This window comes from Gottfriedia acidiceleris (genome assembly GCF_036421055.1).
Classification (GTDB): domain Bacteria; phylum Bacillota; class Bacilli; order Bacillales; family Bacillaceae_G; genus Gottfriedia; species Gottfriedia acidiceleris_C.
The window spans coordinates 171803-197349 of record NZ_JAZGQS010000005.1 but is presented as its reverse complement, the minus strand read 5'-3'; the positions used below and the strand labels follow the sequence as shown (position 1 = coordinate 197349).

Annotated in this window: 25 protein-coding genes and 1 other annotated feature; of the genes, 15 read left to right on the top strand and 10 right to left on the bottom strand. The window is 31.0% G+C overall.

Translation table 11 applies throughout. The annotated features are described in order from the left end of the window. Window positions 1-10: 10 nt before the first annotated feature. Both RAH41_RS09930 and nagZ read left to right on the top strand, forming a co-directional pair. Window positions 11-1120 (top strand): GerAB/ArcD/ProY family transporter, encoded by a 1110-nt coding sequence (locus RAH41_RS09930; protein WP_331222220.1) that lies wholly within the window; start codon window positions 11-13, stop codon window positions 1118-1120. A 476-nt stretch (window positions 1121-1596) separates the two neighbouring features. Continuing rightward, on the top strand, window positions 1597-3240 hold the full coding sequence (gene nagZ / locus RAH41_RS09925; protein ID WP_331222219.1) for a beta-N-acetylhexosaminidase: 1644 nt from the start codon (window positions 1597-1599) through the stop codon (window positions 3238-3240). 556 nt (window positions 3241-3796) lie between these two features. Here the strand turns inward: nagZ and RAH41_RS09920 are convergent. After that, a complete protein-coding gene (locus RAH41_RS09920) occupies window positions 3797-4498 on the bottom strand; it encodes an FHA domain-containing protein (protein ID WP_331222217.1) in 702 nt (233 codons plus the stop codon). Between the two features lie 339 nt (window positions 4499-4837). Further along, window positions 4838-5014 carry a hypothetical protein gene (locus tag RAH41_RS09915; protein ID WP_331222216.1) on the bottom strand — a complete coding sequence of 59 codons (177 nt, stop codon included), beginning with the start codon at window positions 5012-5014 and terminating at the stop codon, window positions 4838-4840. Window positions 5015-5250: 236 nt separating this feature from the next. Here RAH41_RS09915 and RAH41_RS09910 point away from each other — a divergent pair, with 236 nt between their 5' ends. The 10 genes from RAH41_RS09910 (at window position 5251) to RAH41_RS09865 (ending at window position 14575) form a co-directional block, all read left to right on the top strand. Continuing rightward, window positions 5251-5703 (top strand): hypothetical protein, encoded by a 453-nt coding sequence (locus RAH41_RS09910; protein ID WP_331222215.1) that lies wholly within the window; start codon window positions 5251-5253, stop codon window positions 5701-5703. 267 nt (window positions 5704-5970) lie between these two features. Beyond that, a complete protein-coding gene (locus RAH41_RS09905) occupies window positions 5971-6783 on the top strand; it encodes a VOC family protein (protein WP_331222213.1) in 813 nt (270 codons plus the stop codon). Window positions 6784-6921: 138 nt separating this feature from the next. Then, window positions 6922-8082 (top strand): murein hydrolase activator EnvC family protein, encoded by a 1161-nt coding sequence (locus RAH41_RS09900; protein ID WP_331222212.1) that lies wholly within the window; start codon window positions 6922-6924, stop codon window positions 8080-8082. A gap of 555 nt (window positions 8083-8637) precedes the next feature. After that, on the top strand, window positions 8638-9300 hold the full coding sequence (locus RAH41_RS09895; RefSeq protein WP_331222210.1) for a peroxiredoxin: 663 nt from the start codon (window positions 8638-8640) through the stop codon (window positions 9298-9300). A 514-nt stretch (window positions 9301-9814) separates the two neighbouring features. Then, window positions 9815-10006 carry a hypothetical protein gene (locus RAH41_RS09890; RefSeq protein ID WP_331222209.1) on the top strand — a complete coding sequence of 64 codons (192 nt, stop codon included), beginning with the start codon at window positions 9815-9817 and terminating at the stop codon, window positions 10004-10006. 570 nt (window positions 10007-10576) lie between these two features. Beyond that, window positions 10577-11221 (top strand): formylglycine-generating enzyme family protein, encoded by a 645-nt coding sequence (locus RAH41_RS09885; protein ID WP_331222440.1) that lies wholly within the window; start codon window positions 10577-10579, stop codon window positions 11219-11221. Between the two features lie 235 nt (window positions 11222-11456). Continuing rightward, window positions 11457-12035: a glycerol-3-phosphate 1-O-acyltransferase PlsY gene (gene plsY, locus RAH41_RS09880; protein ID WP_331222208.1), complete on the top strand. Its 579-nt coding sequence runs from the start codon at window positions 11457-11459 to the stop codon at window positions 12033-12035. 162 nt (window positions 12036-12197) lie between these two features. Then, window positions 12198-13295, top strand: coding sequence for a DUF3626 domain-containing protein (locus RAH41_RS09875; protein ID WP_331222207.1), 1098 nt, complete (start codon window positions 12198-12200; stop codon window positions 13293-13295). A 175-nt stretch (window positions 13296-13470) separates the two neighbouring features. Next, the gene (locus tag RAH41_RS09870) at window positions 13471-13962 is read left to right on the top strand and encodes a YjdJ family protein (RefSeq protein WP_331222206.1); all 492 of its coding nucleotides are present in this window, start codon (window positions 13471-13473) and stop codon (window positions 13960-13962) included. Between the two features lie 112 nt (window positions 13963-14074). Beyond that, complete coding sequence (locus RAH41_RS09865; protein WP_331222205.1) at window positions 14075-14575, top strand: GNAT family N-acetyltransferase; 501 nt, start codon at window positions 14075-14077, stop codon at window positions 14573-14575. A gap of 933 nt (window positions 14576-15508) precedes the next feature. Here the strand turns inward: RAH41_RS09865 and RAH41_RS09860 are convergent. Beyond that, a complete protein-coding gene (locus tag RAH41_RS09860) occupies window positions 15509-15847 on the bottom strand; it encodes a DUF3889 domain-containing protein (RefSeq protein WP_331222204.1) in 339 nt (112 codons plus the stop codon). A gap of 163 nt (window positions 15848-16010) precedes the next feature. On the opposite strand from RAH41_RS09860, the gene sleB reads away from it, so the two are divergent. After that, window positions 16011-16823, top strand: a complete 813-nt coding sequence (gene sleB, locus RAH41_RS09855; protein WP_419471584.1) for a spore cortex-lytic enzyme — start codon at window positions 16011-16013, stop codon at window positions 16821-16823. 15 nt (window positions 16824-16838) lie between these two features. After that, complete coding sequence (gene ypeB / locus RAH41_RS09850) at window positions 16839-18164, top strand: germination protein YpeB (protein WP_419471590.1); 1326 nt, start codon at window positions 16839-16841, stop codon at window positions 18162-18164. A gap of 81 nt (window positions 18165-18245) precedes the next feature. Here ypeB and RAH41_RS09845 read toward each other — a convergent pair whose 3' ends face one another. The 3 genes from RAH41_RS09845 to RAH41_RS09835 form a co-directional block, all read right to left on the bottom strand. Further along, entirely contained in the window at window positions 18246-19025 is a 780-nt protein-coding gene (locus RAH41_RS09845; RefSeq protein ID WP_098233615.1) for an undecaprenyl-diphosphate phosphatase, read from the bottom strand. An 89-nt stretch (window positions 19026-19114) separates the two neighbouring features. Beyond that, entirely contained in the window at window positions 19115-20020 is a 906-nt protein-coding gene (locus RAH41_RS09840) for a hypothetical protein (RefSeq protein ID WP_331222201.1), read from the bottom strand. 277 nt (window positions 20021-20297) lie between these two features. Then, window positions 20298-20705 (bottom strand): cytosolic protein, encoded by a 408-nt coding sequence (locus RAH41_RS09835; protein WP_069033110.1) that lies wholly within the window; start codon window positions 20703-20705, stop codon window positions 20298-20300. A gap of 130 nt (window positions 20706-20835) precedes the next feature. Here RAH41_RS09835 and RAH41_RS09830 point away from each other — a divergent pair, with 130 nt between their 5' ends. Next, window positions 20836-21087 carry an alpha/beta-type small acid-soluble spore protein gene (locus RAH41_RS09830; protein ID WP_331222198.1) on the top strand — a complete coding sequence of 84 codons (252 nt, stop codon included), beginning with the start codon at window positions 20836-20838 and terminating at the stop codon, window positions 21085-21087. 460 nt (window positions 21088-21547) lie between these two features. Here RAH41_RS09830 and RAH41_RS09825 read toward each other — a convergent pair whose 3' ends face one another. The 4 genes from RAH41_RS09825 to RAH41_RS09810 form a co-directional block, all read right to left on the bottom strand. Next, window positions 21548-22777 (bottom strand): MFS transporter, encoded by a 1230-nt coding sequence (locus RAH41_RS09825; protein WP_331222196.1) that lies wholly within the window; start codon window positions 22775-22777, stop codon window positions 21548-21550. A 62-nt stretch (window positions 22778-22839) separates the two neighbouring features. Next, window positions 22840-23090, bottom strand: a binding site (T-box leader). A 255-nt stretch (window positions 23091-23345) separates the two neighbouring features. After that, window positions 23346-24821: a sodium/proline symporter PutP gene (putP, locus tag RAH41_RS09820; RefSeq protein WP_331222195.1), complete on the bottom strand. Its 1476-nt coding sequence runs from the start codon at window positions 24819-24821 to the stop codon at window positions 23346-23348. Between the two features lie 45 nt (window positions 24822-24866). Next, on the bottom strand, window positions 24867-25097 hold the full coding sequence (locus RAH41_RS09815) for an excisionase family DNA-binding protein (protein WP_331222194.1): 231 nt from the start codon (window positions 25095-25097) through the stop codon (window positions 24867-24869). An 84-nt stretch (window positions 25098-25181) separates the two neighbouring features. Next, window positions 25182-25538 carry a DUF4440 domain-containing protein gene (locus RAH41_RS09810; protein ID WP_331222436.1) on the bottom strand — a complete coding sequence of 119 codons (357 nt, stop codon included), beginning with the start codon at window positions 25536-25538 and terminating at the stop codon, window positions 25182-25184. Between the last annotated feature and the right edge of the window lie 9 nt (window positions 25539-25547).

Sequence of the window (25547 nt, the reverse complement as noted above, 5' to 3'; positions counted from 1 at the left end):
GAGATCGTCTATGAGTAAACAATTAAAAGAAAGTCTGACAGTATCTCCCTTTTTTTTATTATTTCTTTTTCATAGTACCCAAACAGGTGTTGGCTTGCTTAATTTTCAGAGTAATATCGTAAAAGGTGCCGGACAAGATGCTTGGGTTTCGGTTTTAATCGTTGGTCTCTCTATACATATCATTATTTGGTTAATGTATTATTTGTTAAAGAAATCGAATAATGGAGATATTATGTCTTTACACCAACAATTATTCGGGAAATGGTTAGGAAATATATTAAATACTTTTTTTTATATTTACATGCTTTTAGTCATTACAACGATCATTAGATCCTATATTGCAGTTCTTATTACTTGGGTTTTTCCTTATTTTCCAATTTGGCTCTTATCAATTATTATGCTTTTTGTAATCACATATTTGGTCATTGGAGGATTTAGAGTCATTACAGGAATATGTTTTTGGGGAGTCATCATTCCTTCGCTCTTATTGTTAACATTTTACTTTCCATTGAAATATGCCTATTGGACGAATTTGTTACCAGTTTTTAATCATCAGATCAGTGACTATTATATTTCAGCAAAGTATTGTATTCTGATGTATTCAGGACCTGAATTTTTGCTTATTTACTTTCCGTTTATTAAAAATAACCAAAAATCTCAAAAATGGGCACATCTATCACAAGCGTATACAATCATTTTATACTTATTTATTACATTCGTATCATTCGCTTACTTTAGTCATGGACAACTTAAACATATAACTTGGCCAACCCTTATGATGTCAAAAATTATTCGCTATCCTTTTATAGAAAGATTTGAATATGTATATATATTTTTATGGCTCCTAGTAATACTTCCTCCTTGCTGTATGGCTTTGTGGGGAGCGTTCCGAATTTTAAAAGAATCGTTTCAATTTAAAACTAGAAAGTCTTTATGGTTCTCAATCATTCTTGTTCATTTCATGGTAATCAGTCTCAAAAGTAAATTGGATGTGGAGAAAATAGCGACTTTCATGACCTACATAACTTCTAGCTTTTTATATGTATATATACCAATTCTGTTTATTATTTATATGGTCTTTCAAGCTTTTAAAAAAGCCGATGGATTAGGAAGAAATTAGTTTGATAAAGTAAATAGTATGAGTCAATATTCATTTTGGGACTTCAAATCATTAAAAAAGCTAACAAAGTAGTTAGCTTTTTTTCTTTACCTATTAAATTCATTATATTTTACCTTTATTTGCTTTATCTATGCTGAACTAAATTAAAAATATATGATAAATAACTGATTAGTGATCATTCTTAACCTATTCTAGAAATATTTACAGGAAGGGCATATTTGTCTTTATTAATAGCATATAGAAAAAAATAGGGATTCTCCTTTTTTGTAGAAAGTATGTGGGTTACTAATGTTTTGAAAGAGCATTTCTACTAGCTGATTTGATGTCGAGTAACTGTTGATTACTTGATAAAAGATTAGATTTGTATTAAATCTTATATTTCATACAAAAAGTTTATACTTTCGAAACATTTATTTGCTATGATTTGGTAAAGGCCAATATTGACATATACACATATTGAATTTAGAGGTGAAAATATGAAAAACAATTTTAAAAGGTTATCGATGTTTGCGATTAGTAGTTTCATATTATTAACTGGTTGTATAGAAGCTAAGGCTCAGAAAAATGTAATTGTTTCAAAAACTGATCCAATTCAAGTTGAATTAAATAAACTAACTCTTAAAGAAAAAATTGGACAAATGATTATCGCAGGTTTTGATGGAACAACTTCAAGTAATGCGAATACGCTTTTAAAAAATTATAAATTAGCTGGGGTTATACTGTTTGGACCAAATATAAAAAGTCCAAATCAATTAGTCAATTTAACAAATGACATAAAAACAGCTAATAAAAATAACAAGGTACCATTATTTATCTCTGTCGATCAGGAAGGGGGTAGAGTTAATCGAATGCCTTCTGCGGTTTTAAATACACCTTCTGCTAGAACAATTGGAGATAAAAATAATATGCAATACGCATATAATATAGGTAATATGATTTCAAAAGAGCTGTCATCCTTTGGATTTAATACTGATTTTTCACCAGTATTCGATATACAAAGTAATCCTAAAAATACAGTAATTGGAGATCGTTCGTTTGGAACAACTTCAAGTATCGTTTCAAATATTGGTATTGGAATGATGGATGGCATTCATAAAGGAAACACAATTCCTGTCATTAAACATTTCCCTGGGCATGGGGATACTTCAGTAGATTCACATTTAGACCTTCCTATAGTGAATAAAGATTTATCAAGTTTGAAAAAGTTTGAGCTAGTTCCATTCAATAATGCAATTAAAAATCATGCGGATATGGTGATGGTAGCTCATATAGTTGTAAAAAAGGTAGATTCAAAGTATCCAGCATCTATGTCAAAAGCGGTGATAACTGATCTGTTACGAAAACAATATGGATATAATGGTGTGGTTATAACGGATGATATGTCAATGGGCGCAATAGCTAAACACTATAACTTAAGTAGTGCAGCAGTAACTTCTATTAATGCAGGAAGTAATATTATATTGATAGGGCATGGAAATGAAAATGTAAAAACAATATACAATAGCATCTATACAGCTGTTAAAAATCATAAAATATCAGAAGACACAATCAATAAAAGTGTCTATAAAATTCTATCTTTAAAACAAAAATATAAACTTAACAATAATAAAGTTCAACTTGTAAATGTGTCAAATTTAAATAACCAAATTAAGAAAGCTGTTACTTTTAATAATGTAACTAGTAATAAGCAGTACTTACTTTTAAAAAATATTTCAACAAAGGCGAATGAAGCGAAAATTATCAACGCAGATTTTAATGTAATGAATTCGAATATTGACGGGGTAAGGCAAAAATGGGGAAAAGAAGACAGTAGTGTCTATGTCGAAGCTGCTAAAGGAACATATAACACTTACACCAAGAGAAACGTAGTAATTGGATATCAAAAAAGCCATTTAATATTTGAATTACGTTCTTTTGATCCTCAGTTAAAAACATTAATGATTAATAATCTTAAAAATTATTTTGGTTCACCTAATTCAGAAGTTACTACCTCAAATAACGAAAAAATAATCACTTATTTAATTGGCTCTAATAAGCTTAAATTTGTTTTTCCTTTAAAGAAAACAAATATTGTGTTGGATCATTATTCAATTTATAATCCTAATAATGTTAATAAATAATGTGTCATTAAGTTGTTTGTATATTACATGAAATAACAAGCTATCAACCTGTTCCTGAATTGGAGCAGGTTTTTTATTTCTCTGAAATTGTTTTGTTTCCATTCACTTTATCGAACTGTGAGTCTACAAATCGAATTAATTTTAAAATGTTAGTGTTTTGTTAGCAATGTGATATTGAGTAAGAATGCATGAAGTAATATCTTTACATGAGTACATAATTTTTAAAAGAAGGATTTTTGATTTCATTTGATTAATGTGAAAAAGGGTGAATTTAATGTTTTATTTATTATTAGTTGTTGGAACTATATTAGGGTACATTCTGTTAATTCTACCCGTATATATATGTGCAATAATTCTTTTAGTAGGTTCATTGTGTTCCTTTATTGCAATTTATATTGAATTAACTATTATAGAGAAAAAAGTAAAGGCTAATTTATTATAAGCAATATTATTTATCCATAAATATGTAAATGACAAATAAATTTATTTGCTAAAAAGAGTGTAGAATCTTTCAATCCTTACACCCTTTTTCATTAGCTTTTATTTCTTTACATTATTAAATATCTTCATGATCAAACAGATAACCATATCGAGGGACAGAAACAATCTTTTGACCGTATTTACCTAATTTCTTACGTAATCGATAGATAAGGGTATTAATTTCTTCCCTTCCAACATTAGGCTCCTCAAGCTCTTTCGTCATTCGTTCCGGCCAAACATTTATTTTAATTTCATTATAGCTAACTGCGCTGTTGGCTTTTTGATATAACAGCAAAAATAATTCTGTATCTTTACTAGTTAAATGGATTCTTACGCCATCAATTAAAATTTCTCTCTTAACTACATTTACACTTAAACCATTGAAATCGTTTGTGTGTTTATCTAAAACTAATGGCATATCAAGTGTATCACCAAGGTTCTGTTCTGATAGATTATGAAAAATAAGGACAGCGGCACCACTAGCAAGACTGATACAATCGCCATCACGAAGGAAGTATGGCTTATTTTTTTCTATTAAAATATGATTTACTTGTGTTCCATGTTTACTCATGAGATCAACAATTGTGTAATTTTCTTCTTTATCACAACAAATTAAAGCATGTTTTCTTGAAATATATTGACTTGTAAAAGGAATATCTGGGAAATCATTCCCCCACGTACGGCCTAGCAACGTTTCATTTAACGAAATAGGAATTCTATTCTGATTTGTGGCTGTTTCTCCTTGTTTTATCGAAAGAAACACGTTTTGAATACTCATGAAGTTACTCCTTTAAAAACTAATCTAGTTAAACCAAAAAAGAGTATATCATATGCAACTAATTTGTAAAGATAATTGATTTTGTCTATTATTATTATCAATCGAATTATTGAATAGAATAAAAGTTAAAATTAAATCATCATTTTAAGCAATCATTGGGTTAGGAATTTCATAGAATTAAAAAAGCTAACAATTTAGTTAGCTTGATGATTGTACATATGAACTTAAATTTATTTTTATCGTTATCACAACTTCATCTCATCTAGTTCTAATTGTTAAGAGCTAATCGTTAGAAATTCGATTAGCTCTTGTTTCTGTTAATTGAGTCATTTTAGAGAATTATTTCAGCTTAGAATTCTTATTCAGTAACTCAATATTTTGATTTCTTTCTCCACCATCAGAAAGGTCTTCTGAAAATTCATGGTCAGCCTTTTTACCTAACAGAAGCTCAGATGTACGGATTGTACTAGATGGCAAATTATTATTCGCAGCGGCTTGTTCATTCCATTTACCCAATATGATCACCTCTTAAGAGTAGTATTGGAATTTGTTCATCTAATTATTAAGAATCATATTAGAAATGAGTACGTTAGAGGGCACTTAGGTTTAATTAGGGTTTAAAGGAGGTTTCATTTAACATTTTTTAATCGTTCTTTTTAATCCATAGAATACTTTACCAGTTGTCTCATATCGTTTAATAGAGGGAAACGTGATGAATGAATCGTGTTATATGGAAGAGAGGATGTTAATAGATGAGACGATTTGCAACGTATTATCCATATGAACAAAAATTAGTAATTGAGGGTTATCACAAACTCATTTATGAAGAAAATAAAATTGGACAATCGTTTGTCGATTCAAAATTTTCCAAAGAAATAGGAAAGAAAGTGGTACTTGTCGGGTTCGGAGTAGGGATAGTAGGTTTACTGATTCCTACGAGTAAACTTTTCCTTTATCCAGTCTGTATGATCATAGAGAATGCCTACCACCATATAATTGATTGGTTCCATTATGATGTTGGACATCACATTCACAACTTATCATTAATTAAGTTCAGTTCGGATCACTATCTTGTTTCAATTGATGCACATCAACCACAAAATAGTCCGCTTGCAAAAGACGGTCATTTTATTCTTGAAAAAATCGATGGAAAAATGAAGCATCATTTCGAAGGAGTTAAAGATTTTCTTGAACGAAATAAATGAAGAAAAAACTCCTTGCCTTGTTGAGGAGTTTTTATATTGTTAATTAAGTAGACAGAATATCACAAGATACATAAATGGAATACATACCCGTTTTAGAAAATGGTTCGTCCAAAGGTTAATAGGTGTCACCTACTCAAATTTTGTTTACTCTTAATTAAGCATCTAATAACATGATTTATAAGCGGTAGTAGAAATCTATTTATATAATGAAATGAGGGTTTTACAGGCTTAATTTCCTCAAGAAAACTTATTGAAAGGAGTACGATAATGACTTTATTCTTTGATCACCTTGTTTGGTTCTTCAAAAAACCAGAAAATGCAATTTTACCCTTAAAACAAAAAGGGATTCATGTTGTAAAGGGAGGACGTCATGAATCTTGGGGTACATATAATACCCTAAGTTATTTTGGTTTAAGTTATATTGAATTTTTAGGAATTGAACATTTATCAATAGCTGAAAAACACGATGAAAATCGATTAATTACGCAAATCGTAAAACAGTTAGCTAAAGAAAGTCGGGAAGGTCCTGCGATAATAGCCATCCGAACAAATCAAATTGAAGAACTAGCAATTAAACTTAAAGAAAAAGGACTTACAGTATATGGACCTCTTTCTGGGGAGAGAGTTCGTGCTGATGGTCAACTAATCAGATGGTCATTGTTATTTTCCGAATACCCAGAAAAAGAGGTTAGGTTACCATTTTTTATTGAATGGGAAAAATCAGATGAAGAAAGGTATTCGGAATTAGAGGATCTAGGACTTATAAATTCACACAAATTAGGACAACCCAAATTCGAAAGTGTAGGTTTAGTCGTAAATAATTTGGAAAAGACATTAGAAATTTGGAAGAATTTGTTTGGACTGAAACCAGGAGACGAGTATATTAATTCCGAAATCAATGCACGTTGTAAAATATTAAAATTGAACGGAACTAATTTATTATTTTGTACACCAATTGGAGCTGGTCCAGCTGCTAAGGTATTAAAAGAAAAAGGGGAGACACCTTTTTTAGTTAACCTTACTGACACGAAACAAAGTCATTTTTTTGAAATGTTGGATGGTTATTGGAAGTTCAAATAAATTATTCTACTGATTCTTTTTTTAGTGTTGAAAAGGGCTTGTAAAAAACTTGTAAAAAAAGTGTAGTCTAATTTGCATTAAATTGTTACATTTCTAAGTTAACATATATAAGTATATGTCAAGCTTAGGGAGATAAAGATGAAACGAATTATTAATAAAGTACTATTAGTAGCTGCAAGTTTATCATTTACTATACTTCCAAAAGGTGTACTTGCAGATACTATACCAAATACAAAGATTAAGAGTATTCAAGATAAACGAGTAAAAGTTCAAGAACAAACTCAAAAAGCGAAAAATGAAATGGATCAATTAAAACATCAACAAAAATTGTTAGTAAACTCTTTAGATACAATTTACTCAACAATTGAGAATACAAAAATAAAAATGAGCCAAAAAGAGGCTGAATTAATAAATGGCAAAAAAGAAATAGAAGATTTAGAAGCTGAAATAGCAAAATTTCAAAAACGTTTAGATCAACGTCAAGTAATCATAAATAATCGATTAATTACAATACAAAAATCGGGTGGAAATAACTCATATTTAGACGTTATTTTTGATGCAAAAAGTTTTAGTGATTTAGTTCAACGAATAAATGCAATTGGTAAATTTATGAATGCTGATCAAGACATTGTTAAGGAACAACAGAATGATCTTGAAAAAGTTGAATTAAAAAAGAAAGATTTAATGTTAACTCAAAATAAGTTGGAAAATGATAAAAAAGATCTTCAAAATATAGAACGTACACTTGTTAATCAAGAAACACAAATGAAGGCTATACTGAGCAAACTTAAAGATGATGTAATTGAGAAGGAACAAGATATTTTGAGTTTAGAAGAACAGGCAGAACTTTTAAAAAATCAGGAAAAAGCAATTAAAGCCGCTTCAAGTATTTCAGGTGGTGATTTTACACGACCAGCGGAAGGATATGTATCTTCAGGTTTCGGATATCGTTCATTTGATCATGAAACGCATTTTGGTGTAGATATTGCTAAAAAAGGGAGTACACCGATTGTCTCCGTAGCAAATGGCGTTGTAATAAGAGCTTACCATTCATCTAGTTATGGTAATGTTGTCTTTATTACACACAATATAAATGGAAAAGTATTTACATCAGTTTATGCTCACATGCAAAAGTATCAAGTCTCAACAGGGCAAACTGTTTCAAAAGGACAAAAAATCGGAACGATGGGCAATACGGGTCATTCTTTTGGTCAGCATCTTCACTTTGAATTACATGATGGACAATGGAATGAGGCAAAATCAAACGCTGTTAATCCAGCGAAGTATATTAAGTTTTAGGATTTTAAAACGATTCACTCCACTCACATAAATTTTCAAGCATCTGCTGGAATTGAAGAGCATGGTATATACCCTAATGCAATTAAAGCAAGAAGAAGTAGGAATCGATATTCGTAACCAAACATCTTATGTAATTTATAATGAATCTTAATCTAATTCAGATTTATTTGTTACATTTTAAAGTCATGAAAATAGATACGCATTTGTCCTGTATTAAAGTATAATCCATTCCTAAAAGGAGAGCGTAATATATAAAATATATAAACTAGCCCTCATAACCAATTATTTGCTTCGAGTGACCCTCAATTTGAGGGTCATTTTTTTATCGTTGTATATATCTCAATAGATTGTAACGCCCCAAAACTAATAAATTCAGATTAACGATTTAATGACGGCATTTTAATGTTAGTAGCATTATATGAACCATTATGAATATTATTAGAGATGATAGTATTCCTTTGATAAATAGATAAAAGGATAGTTAATTTAATCTATAAAGAAGGAATAAGAAGTTTTGACTATCACAAAGATAGACTTTAAGATGGGGGTATAATAATGGAGCAAAATGAGCTTTATACAAAACCATTTCTAGGTGATCTATTTCCTGAATTAAAGGTTCAAACCACTCTTGGTGAATTAGTTCTTCCAACGGCTTTTCAAGGACATTGGTATGTATTATTTAGTCATCCAGGTGATTTTACCCCAGTTTGTACAACAGAATTTGTAGCTTTTCAAAAAATGATGCCAGAATTTATGAAGCTGAATACATATTTAATTGGATTATCTGTTGAGCAAGTTTACTCGCATATAAAATGGATTGAATGGATAAAGCAAAATCTTAAAGTGGAAATAACTTTTCCAATCATAGCAGATAGCCTTGGCAAAATAGCATCTAGATTAGGAATGATCCATCCAACGATTGGCACAAGAACCGTTCGAAGTGTTTTTATTGTTGATTCGACAGGAAAGATACGGTTAATATTGACCTATCCAGAGAATGTTGGACGCAATATCCATGAAATTATAAGAGCTGTAAAAGCATTGCAAATTGCTGATATAAATAAAGCAGGAACACCAGCAAACTGGCCAGAAAATGAACTTGTAGGTGAACGATTAATCATGCCACCACCAAATACGATCCAGGATGCAAATAAACGTTTGGAACAATCAAAAGAAGGACGGATACAATGCTATGATTGGTGGTTTTGTTCAAAGTAATCTTAAATCCTGGTCAGAGAGCTAAGGTCTAAATTAGTTGAGTCGATGAACGATTATCGGCTCCTATTTTATATCTGGTAGAATCAATTAACGTCTATTAAAAATAAATCAATTGCCATCAACATTATTAAAAAGCATATAGGTTATTTTTTACATTTGAGAAAACAAAGTAAAATAAATAAAAATAATTTAGATCAATTGACGGTTCTTATTTAAACCGTTACATAACTTTTGCCATTATTAATCACCTAAGTCAAAGTAAAGAGGGTATTTCATGGATTCAAACTGGAGGAAAAAAAGAATATTTATCATTTCAAGTAATTGAAGCACAAAGGAATCTTATTATTGAGGATGAAGAATAGATTCTAGACTATTTGTCGCCATAATACACAATTATATCTGTTCGTCCATTTGTTGAAGGTGACTTTTACTATATTCATAATTTGAATATAAAGGAAAAATTGAATAATCGCGTTGAAAAAAGTGAAGATACTCAAAAAGCTTGGGAAAATTAATGAATAAAAAAAGTCTTGATTTTTTTGGTGAAATTTTAAAGAACAATATTAGAAACGAAGCAATAGATCAATGGAAAAGAGTTATTGAAGGTAAGATGAAAAATGAAGAAAGTCAAAAACTACATAATATCCTCACAGAAAAGGAAAAAGATTTATTAAAAATCTTCTACCTCTTTTCGGTATTAGAGTAGGTACAACTACAATACATTCTATATCCATTGATAAAAGCTGGCGGTAAATACAATACCCGCATGAACCTGCTTCATAGCAAACTAGTAGCTTTTCTGGATCGCCTAACTTCTAGAAAAGCTTAAGAATCCTATCAGGTGTGTTTTGAATATTACCGTAAAATCGTGGTTCTCCCCGTCCTTCTTCAGCAATACCAACAGAAATAATGTCTTTTGAAACGTCTAAATCAATAAATTTTTGACGATCCTTAAAATATAAACGGCTCCTTTTTGTTTGTAGCTCTACATTTGGAATGGGTAGGCTTTTACTTAACTCCCATTATTGCCAAGTGCAACCTACGCTAAGCAAAAGGAGCCGTTTCGTTCATTATGACTAACGCATGCGTTTGTTGTATAACGAATATGCTGATTTGCAGACTTTTTTATTTTACTAACGGATTTTAATCTACAAAAAAAACCAACGTAATTTTTGAATTGTTCTTATAATTCTTAACGAGGTGATTTTTAATAAATCATGATCATTAGGAGGAAGACAGAGTGTCAAATGAAATTAAGAGTTACATTGACTATCAAATGGTAAAAATTCCAGGAGGAAATATAGAATTAAGAGACGATAGAATAAAAAGTAAATGGAAAACTGAAATAAGACCATTTCATCTTGCAAAGTATCCTGTAACTATGGGTATATACAATACTATAACAAATACATCACTTAGTACTTTTGTCAGAGACCTAAAACCAGTTGTGAATATTTCTTGGAATGATGCTATTTCTTTTTGTAATCTACTTTCACAGAAAGCAGGATTGAAAGAGTGTTATTCAATAAGTAATGATGGTGAAAACATATTTTGTGATTGGGAATCAGATGGCTATAGACTTCCTACAGAAGCAGAGTGGCAATATGCGTGTAAAGCAGGGACCACGGGTTATAGATACGGTGAACTTGATAAAATTGCCTGGTACAATGAAAATTCGGGAGATAAAGTACATGAAGTAGGAAGAAAGGAACCAAATGCATGGGGTCTGTATGATATGTTAGGAAATGTTTGGGAGTGGTGTTGGGATTTATATGATGAACAGGTCTATGGGTCCTACCGAATTTTTCGAGGTGGTAGCTGGGCAGAGGTAGCAAGAGGTTGTGGTGCTTCATGTCGTCGTCGAAGCCATCCGTCATTTTGCATAGACGACCTTGGATTCCGTCTTGCACGGTCTTTTTAATTTCCTCAAAGTATGGGGACAGATATTAGTCAATGCTTATATGTTCTTATTCAACTACGCATGCGATACTTCAATAGAAGATCGCTTTTTCCTATTAACATAATAGAAAGACATCAAAGTAGTTAATATTAAGAAAAGTTATTCAAGTAACGAGGTTAATGTAAGAAGGATTGCAGGATATCGTATGCAAAAAATCGAAAAACTTACTTAACAAACTATGTAAGGAGATAGTACTTTGTACATTTTAACTTGTATTCTAAGTTATTTAATAGGATCAATCTCATTTGCTTTATTAATAGGTAAAATGTTTTATAAGAAAGATATTCGTGATTACGGGAGTGGTAATCTTGGTGCAACAAATGCTTATAGAGTTTTAGGCATAAAAGCAGGAGTAATTGTTGCAATTGCTGATATATTTAAAGGTACATTTGCTTGTTTACTTCCCCTAATACTTGGTTCTACAGTTAACCCTATTGTATGTGGTTTATTAGCCATCTTAGGACACATATTTTCTGTTTTTGCTAGTTTTAAAGGTGGAAAGGCTGTTGCGACAGCAACCGGAGTTTTCTTATTTTTGACTCCATTAGGTGTTTTTGTTGGTTTTGTTGTGTTTGTGTTAACTTTGCTATTTACTAAGTATGTATCACTAAGTTCAATGTTAGCTAGTTTAGCATTATTCATTTACAGTCTTATATTTGCAGATAAAGTTATCATTGCCCTTTCGCTACTAATAAGCGTATCAATAATCATTCTACATCGACAAAATATACAGAGAATTGTTAATGGGACAGAGAACAAAATAGTTAAAAATTAGTGTTTACTTGTTAAGCTAACGCATGCGTTACTTGAATATCTCGTCTCTGCTAATATGCAGCTTTTTTTATGAAGTAAATGCGGTTTAGTTTAAGAAGGAAAACAAAAACATTTGTTGAGGTTTTTAATTCAAAATTAGTTTTGAGGAGTGTCGCATTAAATCATGAAATTATCAAAGTCGCAACAATTGGCTATCGAAAATATTACTAAGTATGCAAGAAACTATAAATTTGAAGCTCAATCAGTTATTAATCATATTCTTAAAATGTCGAATATATCGGAACATACTTTTAAAAATGCTGTTTCCAATTTAAAAGTTAATGCAAGGATTGGACTACATTTCCATCCAGATAGACCGGATTCAACTATGAAAACCGTTGCTGAAGCACTGTTAGAACAAGGAGTATATAAGAGTCAGTTTGAAACAGGTTTATCTAATGGTAGCGTATCAGCATATTCTGGTGGTGAACGTGATCTTTGGGAAATGAGAATTTTTGGAGGAGCTTATCAACTGGTGGGCACTTCAAATTATCAACGCCCTAAATATGGGGCCCTCAATTTAATGTTACATCCAGATGGACCTGCGCCTCGTTTTGGGTCATGTTATTTTCTACTATCACCTTATGTATCAAATCGATCCACATATACATATTTAGATTCGCATCAAGATCCAAAAGAGAAGGGTACTTATGAAGAATTTAATATCATTTTAGCTGCTTTGTTGGAAGAGTCGTTCGTAAGAGATTTTGCGATCGGTGAAAGAAACCTGACCCCGGTAAAATTAGTCAATCATTTGCTTGATAATCTTAAAAATCCGTTTAAATACGCTGCAAACAAAGAGCCAAACCGCAATCTTAATCACTATATTGAGGCCCAGGTTCATGGGGATATTTCACTTAAAGAAGATGTGGAAGTGCTTGTTGCAGATCCTTCATTTAAGAACACTTCTGTGGGAAAAATTTTAGAACAGATTTGCCAAAAGTATTCTATTAATCTTTATTGGCACAGGGGCTTTGAACTTATGGTAGACGAAGTTCCTTCAGATTTTCGAGGCCCATCGATGCCTTCCTTAGCAAAACGTATTGCCCAAAACAATTATATCAATGCAAATATAATTGGAACTGCAGTAATGAACTTAAAACTCAATCCAGATACTTGGAGTGATAGGGGCAATTATAATGAGATCCTTCAGGAATTAAAACTATTGTGGCATGTTTTAGTAAGATATGGAAAACCATTTAGGAATTCAATGAATAAATAGTAACATTGGTCAACTATCAAGTAGGACTGCTTTTTATTTATGTATTTGGCAAAGTTTAATATGAAAAACGAAAATGAGAAGCGATTTGATAACGAAGAAATTTTAGTGTGGTTAATTTTAAATGATGGTAAAATTAATATGGAATATATTTACAAAAGTTGTAAGGGGGATTAATTTGATTAGACTTTCTATACAGTTTATTTTAGCCTTAATTTTATTAATATTTTCTACTTTCGCTAGTTGGTATGAAGGTAGTGAAATCTTAGATAAACCTTGGGAGTGGAAGTACTCAACACCATTTACTAAATTGTTTTATGAAGGAAATTACAATGTAAGCAATATTTCACATCTCGATTACTTTGTATATGCAGTTAAGTTTAAACCTACTTACCCAATCATTATGTTAGTAAGTATTTTATATTTACTAATAATTATTGGTTATTTTTACCTAAAGCCTCGAATTAAATGGCTTGCTTATTATCAGTTTATTTTAGGTGGAGGTTTTATTATACTAAGTTACTTAGTGTTTCAATCACCTACTTTGGGTGGTCAAACTCTTTACAAAATTTTTATTCTTAGTGCAATATTTTGTATAGGAGCTTCTATAATCACTTATCTACAGATTTTTAACCTCATAAGAATGAAATTGCAAATAAACCATAGGTAAATACTTAAGTCTAATTGTAATTCACAAAACAGTCCGTCAAAGGGAAACGGAGTAACTATCTCATAATTTTAATTGTATCAGTTTTATAAAAATTATTTTAGGGGTTAATATTGTGCTTAATTTAAAGAGTATAAGTAAAGAAAATTGGATAGAAGTCGTTCGATTATGCAGTAGTGAAGATCAAAAAAATAAAATCTTTGAAGAAACGATTGCTTCAAATTGTCTTTCAATAGCTCAAGCGAGTATTGAGGATAATTGGAGAGTAAAAGCTATATATAATGAAAAAACATTAATAGGATTTACAATGTACGGATATTCTGATGAATTAATAGGATACGAGATTTGCAGGTTAATGATTGATTATCATTTTCAAGGGAATGGATTTGGTAAGGAGGCATTACCACTCATTGTTGAAGAGATGAAGAAAGAATACAAATGCACAGAAATTCTAATTTGTTTTCAACCAGATAATATTAAAGCAAAGAACCTATACAAAAATTTTGGATTTAAGAATACAGGAAAAATAATAAAAGGAAATGTTGGGTTGGTAACATTATTTATCATTAATATGGTAATTTATCTACGCCAAAGAAATGTGAACAAACAAATTTAATTAATTTAGTTTGAAAAAGGATGTATTATTCAACTACTCATGCGTTAGTTGAAGACTATCTAGTACTGTGTAGTTAGTGATTTTATTGTGCAACAGGCAGAAGATTTTTGTAAATAAGAGAAACAGCCCATCGAATGGCTGTTTTTTTTTGTTAGTAAAACAATAAATTCAATGGTAGGTGTAAGAATCAAAAAAATCAATCATTTTATTAATTACATTTTTGATAATGATAGGGGTTCGATATAAAGTTATTACAAAACAAAATTGTATTTGACTAAAAAAACCGTAGAAACTTATTTGGTAAACAAAGGTGTAAATGAAAAAATATACAAGAAATGGAACATTATTATAGTTGGAAGCAAGGCGGTATTGAAGCTTGGGGAGTAATTGCAAAAAGGAGGATTTAAATATCGATCCATTAATTTTATCCTTTTCTAGTTTACATAATATATATTATAGGAAGTTATAATGAAATCACTATAATTCATCTCAATTAGCAAGTATTCTTATTATTTTGAGATGAAACGAAAAAAATCACAATTTGAATAGTCAGATCAAAAAAATAAAATCAGTTTAAAAATTAACCAATTTATTTAAACCAAATTCTAAATCGTAATTTAACCATCTAAAACTTGAGTAAAAATTAAAATCTATAAAAAATAAAAATGTTTTAGTTAATTTGTTTTTAGTTTCTACAACAATTCAAACTTTTTATATTTAATTGCACTCACTGATTTTAATTCATTTTTTTCTATTTGATTTCAAATATCGTTTCTATATTAAAAATCATGTTTAACCCCTAAATATTACTAATTTTTTTAAATCCTATTTCAAACTAATACTCTCCTTTAATTCCCCTTCATGTGATTTCCCTCACAAATCTACTTCAATAAAAAACATCACATTTTTTGCGATGTCTTTTAAAGTTCGTTTTTATCGATCCGTTTCCGTATAAGTAATTCCTAAGTATCTTTCTGTTCTTGGTTCAAATTCTACATTTACATAAACCCCGAATTCCCTGCTTCCATCTTTTAATCTTAACCATAACTTAAATCTTTCCATTGAGACTGTTGGTGTTTTTTGTTCTCTTCCTATGTGTAAATAATCTATTACATCCGCTTGAGGGTATCTTTGGATTGTTTTTTCAACTGCAATTTTCCCCCATTTAGCATATGGAGGCTCATAAACAGGTTCTGCAGTTGATGGGTTTACTTTGCAAAAAATACAAAATAAGAATGTGAAAATGAAAATGGCTCTATATGTTCTTTTCATAATACCTCCTCCTTTTTGCTCCTATCCTTACTATTCGACCCCTCTACTCGTTCTATCCGTTTGTTGTTTGTGCAATTTATATCAGTTTTTACGCTTTTTACTAATAAAAAGAAATTTTTTACAAATAGTAATCATATATGTATTAGATTAAGGAGGATTTATTTTGCAAAAGAAATTTCATTTGAAAACTGCATTTATTATCTTATGCATAATATGTATTTCACTGATTACGTTAACTATTGACATACCTAAAAAAGAAGTTGATGCGTTTAGTAGCCAAGTGCTCAGCCGTGGATCAACAGGACAAGATGTGAAAGAGCTTCAAGAACGTCTTATATTTATAGGATTTCTTGATGATAAAGCTGATGGCGTTTTCGGCTGGAATACTTACTGGGCTCTTCGTAATTTTCAAAAGCAATTTGGTATGAAGGTTGATGGTATCGCTGGAACCAAATTAAAAGAAAAACTGACAAAAGCAACTAAAAATTATAAAGGTAGTACGGCTAATAATACGTCAAATAATAATACTTCCAATAACAACAATAAACCGAATACAAATAAACCAAATAATTCGAATGCAAAACCAAATAATAAACCAATTGCAAACGCACCAAATGGTTATACAGATAATGACATTAAATTAATGGCAAATGCTGTATATGGAGAATCACGTGGTGAGCCATATATTGGACAAGTTGCTGTTGCTGCAGTCATTTTAAACCGTTTAACAAATGCATCTTTCCCTAATTCAATAGCAGGTGTTATTTATCAACCAGGTGCTTTTACGGCAGTAGCTGATGGTCAAATTAATTTAACTCCTAATGCTCAAGCTAAAAAAGCTGTAATTGATGCAATAAATGGCTGGGATCCAACGACCGGTTGTATTTACTATTACAATCCTAAAACAGCAACTAACCAATGGATTCGTGGCCGCCCTATTATTCTTACAATTGGTCAACATATTTTTTGTAAATAACTGTAGTGAGGTGTAATTATGAAAGGTAGTTGGATTGTTGCAGGTGCTTTAGCAGCCGCTCTAATCGGAACTGGTTATTGGGGATATACGCAAAATCGCGATCTAAAAGAAATGAATTTAAAAGCCGAAAATAATTATCAAAGGGCTTTCAATGAACTAACATTTGATATGGACTTATTACACGATAAAATCGGTACAACATTAGCTATGAATTCAAGAACGTCTCTCTCCCCTGCTTTAGCAGATGTCTGGCGTCTTTCGATTCAAGCTAAATCTGACATTGCACAACTTCCACTAAAATTTGTGCCTTTTGACAAAACACAGGCTTTTTTAACTGGAGTAGGAAACTTTAGTTATAAAACAGCAGTTCGAGATTTAAATAAAGAACCTTTAACTGCAAAGGAATATAGTAATTTACGTAATATCTATTCAACATCTGAAAAAATTCAAGATGGACTACGGAATGTACAAACAAACATCATGAATAAAAACTTAAGCTGGATGGATGTTGGCCAAATGTCCGAAGAAAGAAAAGCACCACGAGACAATAGTATCGTGGATGGTTTTAAACATATTGAACAAGTAAAAGCAACTACAGACAATGATTTTGGTCCTACGTTTACAAATGGTCAAGAAGAATCTAAAGGTTTAAAGAAGCTAACAGGTCGAAAAATTGATGAAAATGAAGCGAAAAAAATTGCTCAAGATGTTGTACCGCTCAAAAATGTTACGAAAATTCAAGTGACTAGAAGTAAGAGCGATAATGATCGATTTGAACCTTTTTACTCAGTTACGATGGCTCATAAAAACCCTGTAGCAGATACGTATATGGAAATAACTGAAACTGCAGGCTTGCCAATCTTCTTTATCACAAATAGACCGATAGCCAAACAGCAAATCAGTTTAGACGATGCAGTGAAAAAAGGTTTACGTTATTTAAATTCAAAAAACTATAAGAACATGGAGTTATATGATAGTTCACAATACGATACGATTGGCGTTCTACAAATGGTTAAATCAATTGATGACGTGCGGATCTATCCAGAAGCAATTCAATTAAAGGTTGCATTAGATAACGGGCAAATCATCGGATTTAATGCTAAAAACTATATTACATCAAACCACGTACGTAAAATCCCTACTCCTAAGCTTACACTTGAACAAGCAAGAGCAAAGCTGAATAAAAATGTTAAAGTTGAAGAAGAACGATTAGCTATCATCTTAAATGATTTTAATAAAGAAGTTCTTACCTATGAATTTTTAGGTACATATAATCACGATACATATGATATCTTTATTAATTCTACAACTGGTGATGAAGAAAAAGTTAAAAAGCTTTGAGGTAATTTAAAAAAGCACAGGTTAATTACTTCCTGTGCTTTTTTGTATACAAAAACGTTGACTAATTTTTATCGATTTCCATTAAAATATCTTCAAATATTGAAGCACTACGATACTAACCCCTAAAAAAATAACATAATAGCCAAAAATATTGAGTGATTGTTTTTTCAATAAATTAATCATCCAACTAATCGCTAAATAACCAAATAGGCTTGCGGCTAATGTTCCAAGAAATAGTGGGAAAAACGCAATTTGCTCCGCGTTTCCACCAAGAAGATCTTTACCTTGGAATACGATTCCGCCTAATATTGCAGGAGTAGATAGTAAGAATGAAAAATAAGCAGCGCTTTTTCGTTCCATTCCTTTAAATAATGCTGCTGCGATCGTTAATCCTGAGCGAGAAACAGCTGGAAATATAGCAAGTGCTTGAAATGAGCCGATGAATAAAGCATCTACCCATGTTAGTTCCTCCATTGTTTTCTTCCCTTTTCTCCTTTTATCAGCAATAAATAAAATAATACCAGTAAAAATAAACTCCCATCCAATCGTTTTACCTGAAACAGATATTTCATCGAAAAAATCTTTAAATAATAATCCTACAATTACAGCGGGTAATGTTCCTACAAATAGTAATAAAGTTAATTTTGAAAAAGGTTTTTTTATCAAACCTTTCCATTCTTTACTGTAAAAAACAAACACCGCTAATAGAGTACCAATATGCATTAACGTATCTAATAATAAGCCTGCTTCATCTAAGCCGAATAAATGCCTACCAATATATAAATGTCCGGTACTACTGATAGGGAGAAATTCAGTTAAACCTTGAATGATGCCTAATATAATTGCTTCGAAGTTAGACATAATCAATTCTCCTTTCATTCAAATTAATAAATTATATGCAAAAAAAATTCAATTCTTGTCCAAAATATGTAAAACAATTTAAAAAAGCATCATGTTTGATGCTTTTTGAATGGTAAATTTGAAAATAACTGACTAGTAGGCTCTTCTTTTAATTGATTTGAAATATAGTTTGAAGCGTCTAGTAGTTTAACTATGTCGACATCAGTAGTGATATCAAGTCGATGTAAAAATGAAATTAAATCTTCCGTTGCAATCAATCGATTTAGTTCATTAGATGGAAAACATCCTCCGAATCCTCCACTTGCTGATTCAAACCGCTGAATCCCATACGAAAGTGAAGTAAAGATGTTAGAAAGGCCATTTCCAAAAGTATTATAAAATTGCATCGAACAACGCTCTTTAGGTATTTTAATTAATAAATCCTCCAAAAATAACCTAACTTGAAAAGGCGATACCTTGCCTACCGTATCAACAAATGATAACGCCTCCACTCCCTCATCTAATAATCGCGATGCCAAGTCGATTGCTTTTTGATGACTTACTTTTTCATCGTGACATCCGAATACAGTTGTAATATAAGCACGCGTAAGCTTTTTATAATCTTTTGTTACTTTTGTCATCTCTTTTATATCCTTCAAAGATTGTTTGATCGAGCAATTTTTAACTTTAACATTATATGACTCACTTGTTGAAATAAAAAAGTTAATTTCATCTGCATCTACAACAAATGCTCTCATTAAACTTCGCTTATTCGGTACTAATACGCCATATGTTATATGTTGATCTCTTTTTAGCTTCAGTACTAATTCGGTAGCCTCATTAAACTGTTGTTTATCCGGAAAATTCATTAATGTGGAAACTTCAATGTGATTTAATCCACTATCAATAAGATGGTTAATCCAATGTAATTTTTGGTCAATCGATAATCGTGATCCATATTGAAAATTTATACGAGGTCCAATTTCTTTTATAAATACAGACTGTGGCAGGTTCAATATGATCAGCCCCTATTCTACTTTTTATTTTTTTAAACAAGCTCCTTTGAAAATATCCTTGTATAAATTCTACTTTAGTCAAAAGTTAATTATGATTGATAGAATAGAATCTAAATAAAAAAAGCTCTCGATAAAAATATCAAGAGCTCTTTGTTAAAATAATTGTCCTAAATTAATAATTAAAATAAAATCGTGAAACTTCCATTTTTTGCATAAATACCCAATTTTAAATATATAAACCCGGTATTTATGGAAGAATATACATTTATTTGGAAGTTTATACCTCTAGATCTTCGCCTTCTTCAATTACATGGAATAATAGATGAACTAAATGATGAATTGAACTAGAAGCATCTAGCTCAACTTCCTCTTCTTCAGAAGTTTCATCAACGAATTCTAAATCATTTAAATATAAAGCCATGAATTCGTAAAAATCTTTCATTGCAAATGAATAGCAAGCAACTGGCTCTTCATCTTCTTCATTATATTGAAGGACTAAATGTGATACATTTCCCTCATTATCCTCTGAATCTAAAAACACAAAAAAGCCTATATTCGTATCAATTTCGAATAAATGTCTAGTGCCACCTTCAGTAGACTTATGGTATTCCTCGTCATTCAATTTTTGGATTAACATATTATCTACATTATCTTCTTTGTGAAATGTTACATTAAAAGATTTCATCATCATTCTCCTTTATATCAATTGATCAACGCATATCTTCATTATGTAACATTCCCTATTTTATAGCAATTATTTCCATAATTAAAAAAATCAATAAACGGGAAATCTACGACTAAAAGGAGTGGGTTTGATGAGTAGAAAAAATAAAATCTTAGTTCCTGAATCTAGAAAAGCTCTTGATGCTTTAAAAGCTAAAGTCATGCATACAACAAAACCTGAAGATGCAAAGTTCGAAGCTGCTGAGGAAGTAGGAGTTCCTTTAACGAAAGGATATAATGGCAATTTAACCTCTCATGAAAACGGTAAAGTTGGGGGCCGGATCGGTGGAAATATGGTAAAAGAATTAGTTAGAATGGCGCAGGAGAATTTGAATAAACAATGATGTAACTGGATTTATTAATAGTATTTAAATTATCTCCTTCTCCCGTGGTAATAGTTAACTATGGAGAGTACGCTTAATGTACTATTAGACTTTGCCTTATTGGTGTTTTTGACAATAAATTGATTTGTATTATAGTTTGTATTAAATGATTCCTAGAAGTGCGTAACAAATTTATCTAAAAAGCACAGTAAATATAAAAAAAGCATAAACAATTGTTGTTTATGCTTTTATTAAAAGAAGTGCTCATATGATTTAGTTTGATTTTTCATATAGTTTTCATCATTTGATTTATTTTCTTTTGAGGGGGTTATTAATATCTAATTGGGTAATTCTAAATGTCTATAAAAAGCATGTTCATTTATCTAATCACGTATTTTTTAAATTCTGACAACTTTTGACCTTCGGAGTTTATTTAACGTTTTACATTTTTAGGAGAACCTTTTTAAACACTTTATTTATATCAAATGCATCTGAAATAATTTTCGCTTGAAGGTCGGATAATAAAAATACTTAAAATTATCGCTAAAAATAGCATAAAAAGACTACCAGCAATTACTGATATTTTAATCGATACATAGTGAGTTGAAAATCCTATTAGGATAGTTGAAACTATCACTAATATTGCCTCAACAAAACCATAGATACTTCCAACTCTTCCCATTATCTTAACATCTACGTTGGATTGGTAAAATGTATCAAATCCCGTATTTGCAAAAGACAATGCAAATGATAATATGAAAAATCCTAATCCAGCAATTGAAAAAGAATTAGAAAATGAATATATGATATATCCTAATGATAAAAAAATTGTCCCAATCCCCATCAGCCAAGAAGGATGTAGTCGTTTTGCTAAAATTGTATTAATTATTGCACCTATTCCAATTCCTGCCCCAGCAATACTTACTAGAACACCATATTCTGTATTACTCATATGAAGTATGCTTTTTGAAAACACTGCTTCTAAAGAATCAACAGCAGCTGTTAAAACTAAAATACTATTAAATAAAAAATAAACTATCATAACGTAACTTGATTTACAGCTGAATTTTAAAACCTCAGTAAAATCTTTCCAAATTAGTTTGAAGGAGAACATCTGATATTTAACCTTTCGCATGGGTAACTTATCCAAATTAGGCAAACTAGCTGTTACAATTCCCGAAATGATAAAAGAGATCGCATTAATATTAATAGCAAACATAGGTGAGCTAATCATAAAAAGTAGACCTGCAATCGCTGGTCCAGTTAGGAATCCTCCTGATTGAACTAAACTACGCAAAGCATTGAAGCGATTCCTCTGATTGTGTGGAATTAATTTAGTTATATAAGTTGTTGATGTTGGATAAAACATTGAACTTCCCATATTAACAATAAATACGATTACAAAGATCAGAAAGACGGATGATATACTTGGTATTAAGAAAATTAATAATCCCCTCAAAAAATCTAAAAGTACCATTAAATTCCTTTTGTTAGATCGGTCAATTAAACTACCAGCCCATAAGTTAGTTAGTATTGTTGCTAGTGGTTTCAAGACATAAAGTGTGGATACAGTCAAAACAGATTTCGTCATATCAAAAATAATTAGATTTAGTGCGATTAAATAAATCCAATCTCCAATATTTGAAACACCTATTCCAAATAGTAAAAGCAAAGGTTTTTTCCAAGCAATAAACATCTTAGCTTTTTTCATTTTACACCTCTGAAAATGTATTTTTTGTACAAATAAAAAAACTCGCCCTCCAAGACCGTAGTCTTGGGGACGAGTTTACCTATCGTATCGTGGTGCCACCCCAGTTTGTTAATATGTCATCACATTAACCTCATTAAGTACATTTTAAACATACTCATACTCTATAACAGGAGCGCCTGTCATACCATCGCCATTATTGGTTCCGATATGAAACTCAGAGTCTTGCTTCAATGGACCATTCATACTCCTTTTCAGCAACTGGAGCTCTCTAAGATGAATGAATTCTATTTACTCTTCTCTTCATAGTTTTTTATTTATTTTTATACTATTATAACTTTTCTGTCTTATTTGTCTACTGTTTTTTATCTATTGGTGCTGCATTAGCTCCTTTTCTTATTTTAGTCATTAAAATCTTTACAGCGGGATTTTTAGTAAGTATTTCTTCTGCTATACTACTTACTTCCTTTTTCAGTTTGAAGTGACATATTTGCCAATAGTCAAAAATAAAAAATAGGAGTGTGCATAACACGCCCCTATTTCTACTAATTAAAAGAAAATGTATTTTTTTTTATGCTATTCGTTTTTCCATTTCCTCAAATTGCTTTTCTACTTTTGGATTTGAATTTGAAGTTAATAGACTAACTACAATAACTGCTAGTAAGCTGAAAAAGAAACCTGGAACCATTTCATATAAGTTAATTGCTTCTTTAATTGCATCGAAGCTAATCCAAATGATAACGGTTGCTGCCCCTACTACCATGCCAGCAAGTGCACCCCAGCTAGTCATTCGTTTCCAGAATAAACTTAATAATATTGCTGGACCAAATGCAGCACCGAAGCCCGCCCAGGCATTACCAACAAGATTTAGAATCGTATCATTTGGAGTCACCGATAAAAGTAATGAAACGATCGCAACGATTAAGACAGTTATTCTACCAATACGAACAAGTTCTTTATCAGTTGCATTCTTTTTACCAAAGATACGATAGAGATCTTCTGTTAAAGCACTTGCAGTTACTAAAAGTTGAGATGAAATCGTACTCATAATCGCTGCAAGTATAGCAGATAACAAGAATCCCGTAATGAGTGGATGAAATAATGTTTCTGAGAAAAAGATAAAAATTGTTTCTGGATCATCTAATGTTAAATGGTTAACTGAAATATATGCAATTCCAACTAGTCCTGTTAATGTTGCTCCAACAATTGTAAAAATCATCCATCCCATTCCAATTCGACGCGCTGGCTTTAATTCCTTTACACTTGAAATCGCCATAAATCGAACAATAATATGAGGTTGCCCGAAATAACCTAACCCCCAAGCAAGTAAAGAAACAATTCCAATAAATGAAGTGCCTGTAAAGATATTTAATAACTTCGGGTCTATATGTTTAATTTCATCGAAAGTCGGCTTTACTCCACCTACATCTGTAAAAGCAACAAGTGGTACCAAAATTAATGCAATAAACATAATTAAACCTTGAACGAAATCCGTTAGACTTACAGCTAAGAACCCGCCAAATAATGTATAGGCAATTACAACTGCAGCTGTAACAATTAATCCTACTTTATAATCAATTCCGAAAGCTGACTCGAATAATGTACCACCCGATACAAAACCAGCTGAGCAATAAAGTGTAAAGAAAATGATAATAACAACAGCTGAAGTAATTCTTAAAATTCGAGTTGAATCTTGGAATCTTTTTTCAAAGTAATTTGGTATTGTAATTGAATTATCGGCTACTTCAGTAAACACACGTAGTCGGGGTGCTAAAAGTAAATAGTTTAAATATGCTCCAATCGTTAATCCAATAGCAATCCATGCTGATGAGATACCAGTTGCGTACATTGCACCAGGTAATCCCATTAACATCCATCCGCTCATATCGGCTGCACCAGCTGAAAGAGCAGTAACTGCAGGCCCAAGACCACGATCACCAAGCATATACTCGGATAAACTATCAGTAGATTTTTTATAAGCGTAAAAACCTATAGCTAACATAAAAATAAAGTAAATAGATATTGAAATGAGTACTTGCGAATCCATTTTATCCCTCCGTTATAGCAACCTCTTACAATCTGATTTTTTAGTTTAGTCTTCGTCCTTGACATCTATATCTTCAGGAATTGGTTCGTTATAATAATCAGCAATCATTTTTTTTGCTTTCTCCATTTGTTCTAAGTGGTTGTTAAATTGCTCTTTATAAATTAAATATTGTTCACCATCGTGGACTACTCTAATTTTTTGTTCTTGAATCAATTGTTTAATATAGGATTCATCAAGATCTAAATATTCCGCTGTTTCTTTAATTGTTAAATACATTTGGTTCACCTTACCTACTAATTTCTTACATTATCTTATTATTTATTTGAATCTGATCTTTGTTGGTTATTCTGTAACAATTACTTAAAACTCTGTTAGTGTGCCTTGGTGAAAATACATTTTCCAATGACCATCTTTAAACTTCCAAATTGAACTACGTATGGAATGTTGTTTTTTTATTTCATTAAATATTCGATAGGTTACTAATGTAATTTCGTTTGATAATGGATGAATTTCAAAATCACTTAATGTCATTTTTACGATTTCAATGCCATTTTCTAATTGATCATCTTTATATAAAACTCTACCTGAACTCCCGAATTCAAAAAATTCTTCGGCTAATAGTTTTTTAAGCTCAATTTGAGAGGTGCGAATTTCTGGTTTAAGTAATTTTTTTTCTAACGTACAAAGATGCTCTTTTAAAAAATCTAAACCTTCCATCATTCGTTC

Coding starts and splice junctions, on each gene's coding strand:
- putP (WP_331222195.1), bottom strand. CDS start 24,821: ATGGATTCGCAAGTACTCATTTCAATATCTATTTACTTTATTTTTATG.
- RAH41_RS09920 (WP_331222217.1), bottom strand. CDS start 4,498: ATGAGTATTCAAAACGTGTTTCTTTCGATAAAACAAGGAGAAACAGCC.
- RAH41_RS09895 (WP_331222210.1), top strand. CDS start 8,638: ATGGAGCAAAATGAGCTTTATACAAAACCATTTCTAGGTGATCTATTT.
- nagZ (WP_331222219.1), top strand. CDS start 1,597: ATGAAAAACAATTTTAAAAGGTTATCGATGTTTGCGATTAGTAGTTTC.
- RAH41_RS09845 (WP_098233615.1), bottom strand. CDS start 19,025: ATGTCTAACTTCGAAGCAATTATATTAGGCATCATTCAAGGTTTAACT.
- RAH41_RS09830 (WP_331222198.1), top strand. CDS start 20,836: ATGAGTAGAAAAAATAAAATCTTAGTTCCTGAATCTAGAAAAGCTCTT.
- RAH41_RS09875 (WP_331222207.1), top strand. CDS start 12,198: ATGAAATTATCAAAGTCGCAACAATTGGCTATCGAAAATATTACTAAG.
- RAH41_RS09890 (WP_331222209.1), top strand. CDS start 9,815: ATGAATAAAAAAAGTCTTGATTTTTTTGGTGAAATTTTAAAGAACAAT.
- RAH41_RS09900 (WP_331222212.1), top strand. CDS start 6,922: ATGAAACGAATTATTAATAAAGTACTATTAGTAGCTGCAAGTTTATCA.
- RAH41_RS09905 (WP_331222213.1), top strand. CDS start 5,971: ATGACTTTATTCTTTGATCACCTTGTTTGGTTCTTCAAAAAACCAGAA.
- RAH41_RS09810 (WP_331222436.1), bottom strand. CDS start 25,538: ATGGAAGGTTTAGATTTTTTAAAAGAGCATCTTTGTACGTTAGAAAAA.
- RAH41_RS09860 (WP_331222204.1), bottom strand. CDS start 15,847: ATGAAAAGAACATATAGAGCCATTTTCATTTTCACATTCTTATTTTGT.
- RAH41_RS09835 (WP_069033110.1), bottom strand. CDS start 20,705: ATGAAATCTTTTAATGTAACATTTCACAAAGAAGATAATGTAGATAAT.
- RAH41_RS09815 (WP_331222194.1), bottom strand. CDS start 25,097: ATGTATTTAACAATTAAAGAAACAGCGGAATATTTAGATCTTGATGAA.
- RAH41_RS09825 (WP_331222196.1), bottom strand. CDS start 22,777: ATGAAAAAAGCTAAGATGTTTATTGCTTGGAAAAAACCTTTGCTTTTA.
- RAH41_RS09885 (WP_331222440.1), top strand. CDS start 10,577: ATGGTAAAAATTCCAGGAGGAAATATAGAATTAAGAGACGATAGAATA.
- RAH41_RS09910 (WP_331222215.1), top strand. CDS start 5,251: ATGAGACGATTTGCAACGTATTATCCATATGAACAAAAATTAGTAATT.
- RAH41_RS09930 (WP_331222220.1), top strand. CDS start 11: ATGAGTAAACAATTAAAAGAAAGTCTGACAGTATCTCCCTTTTTTTTA.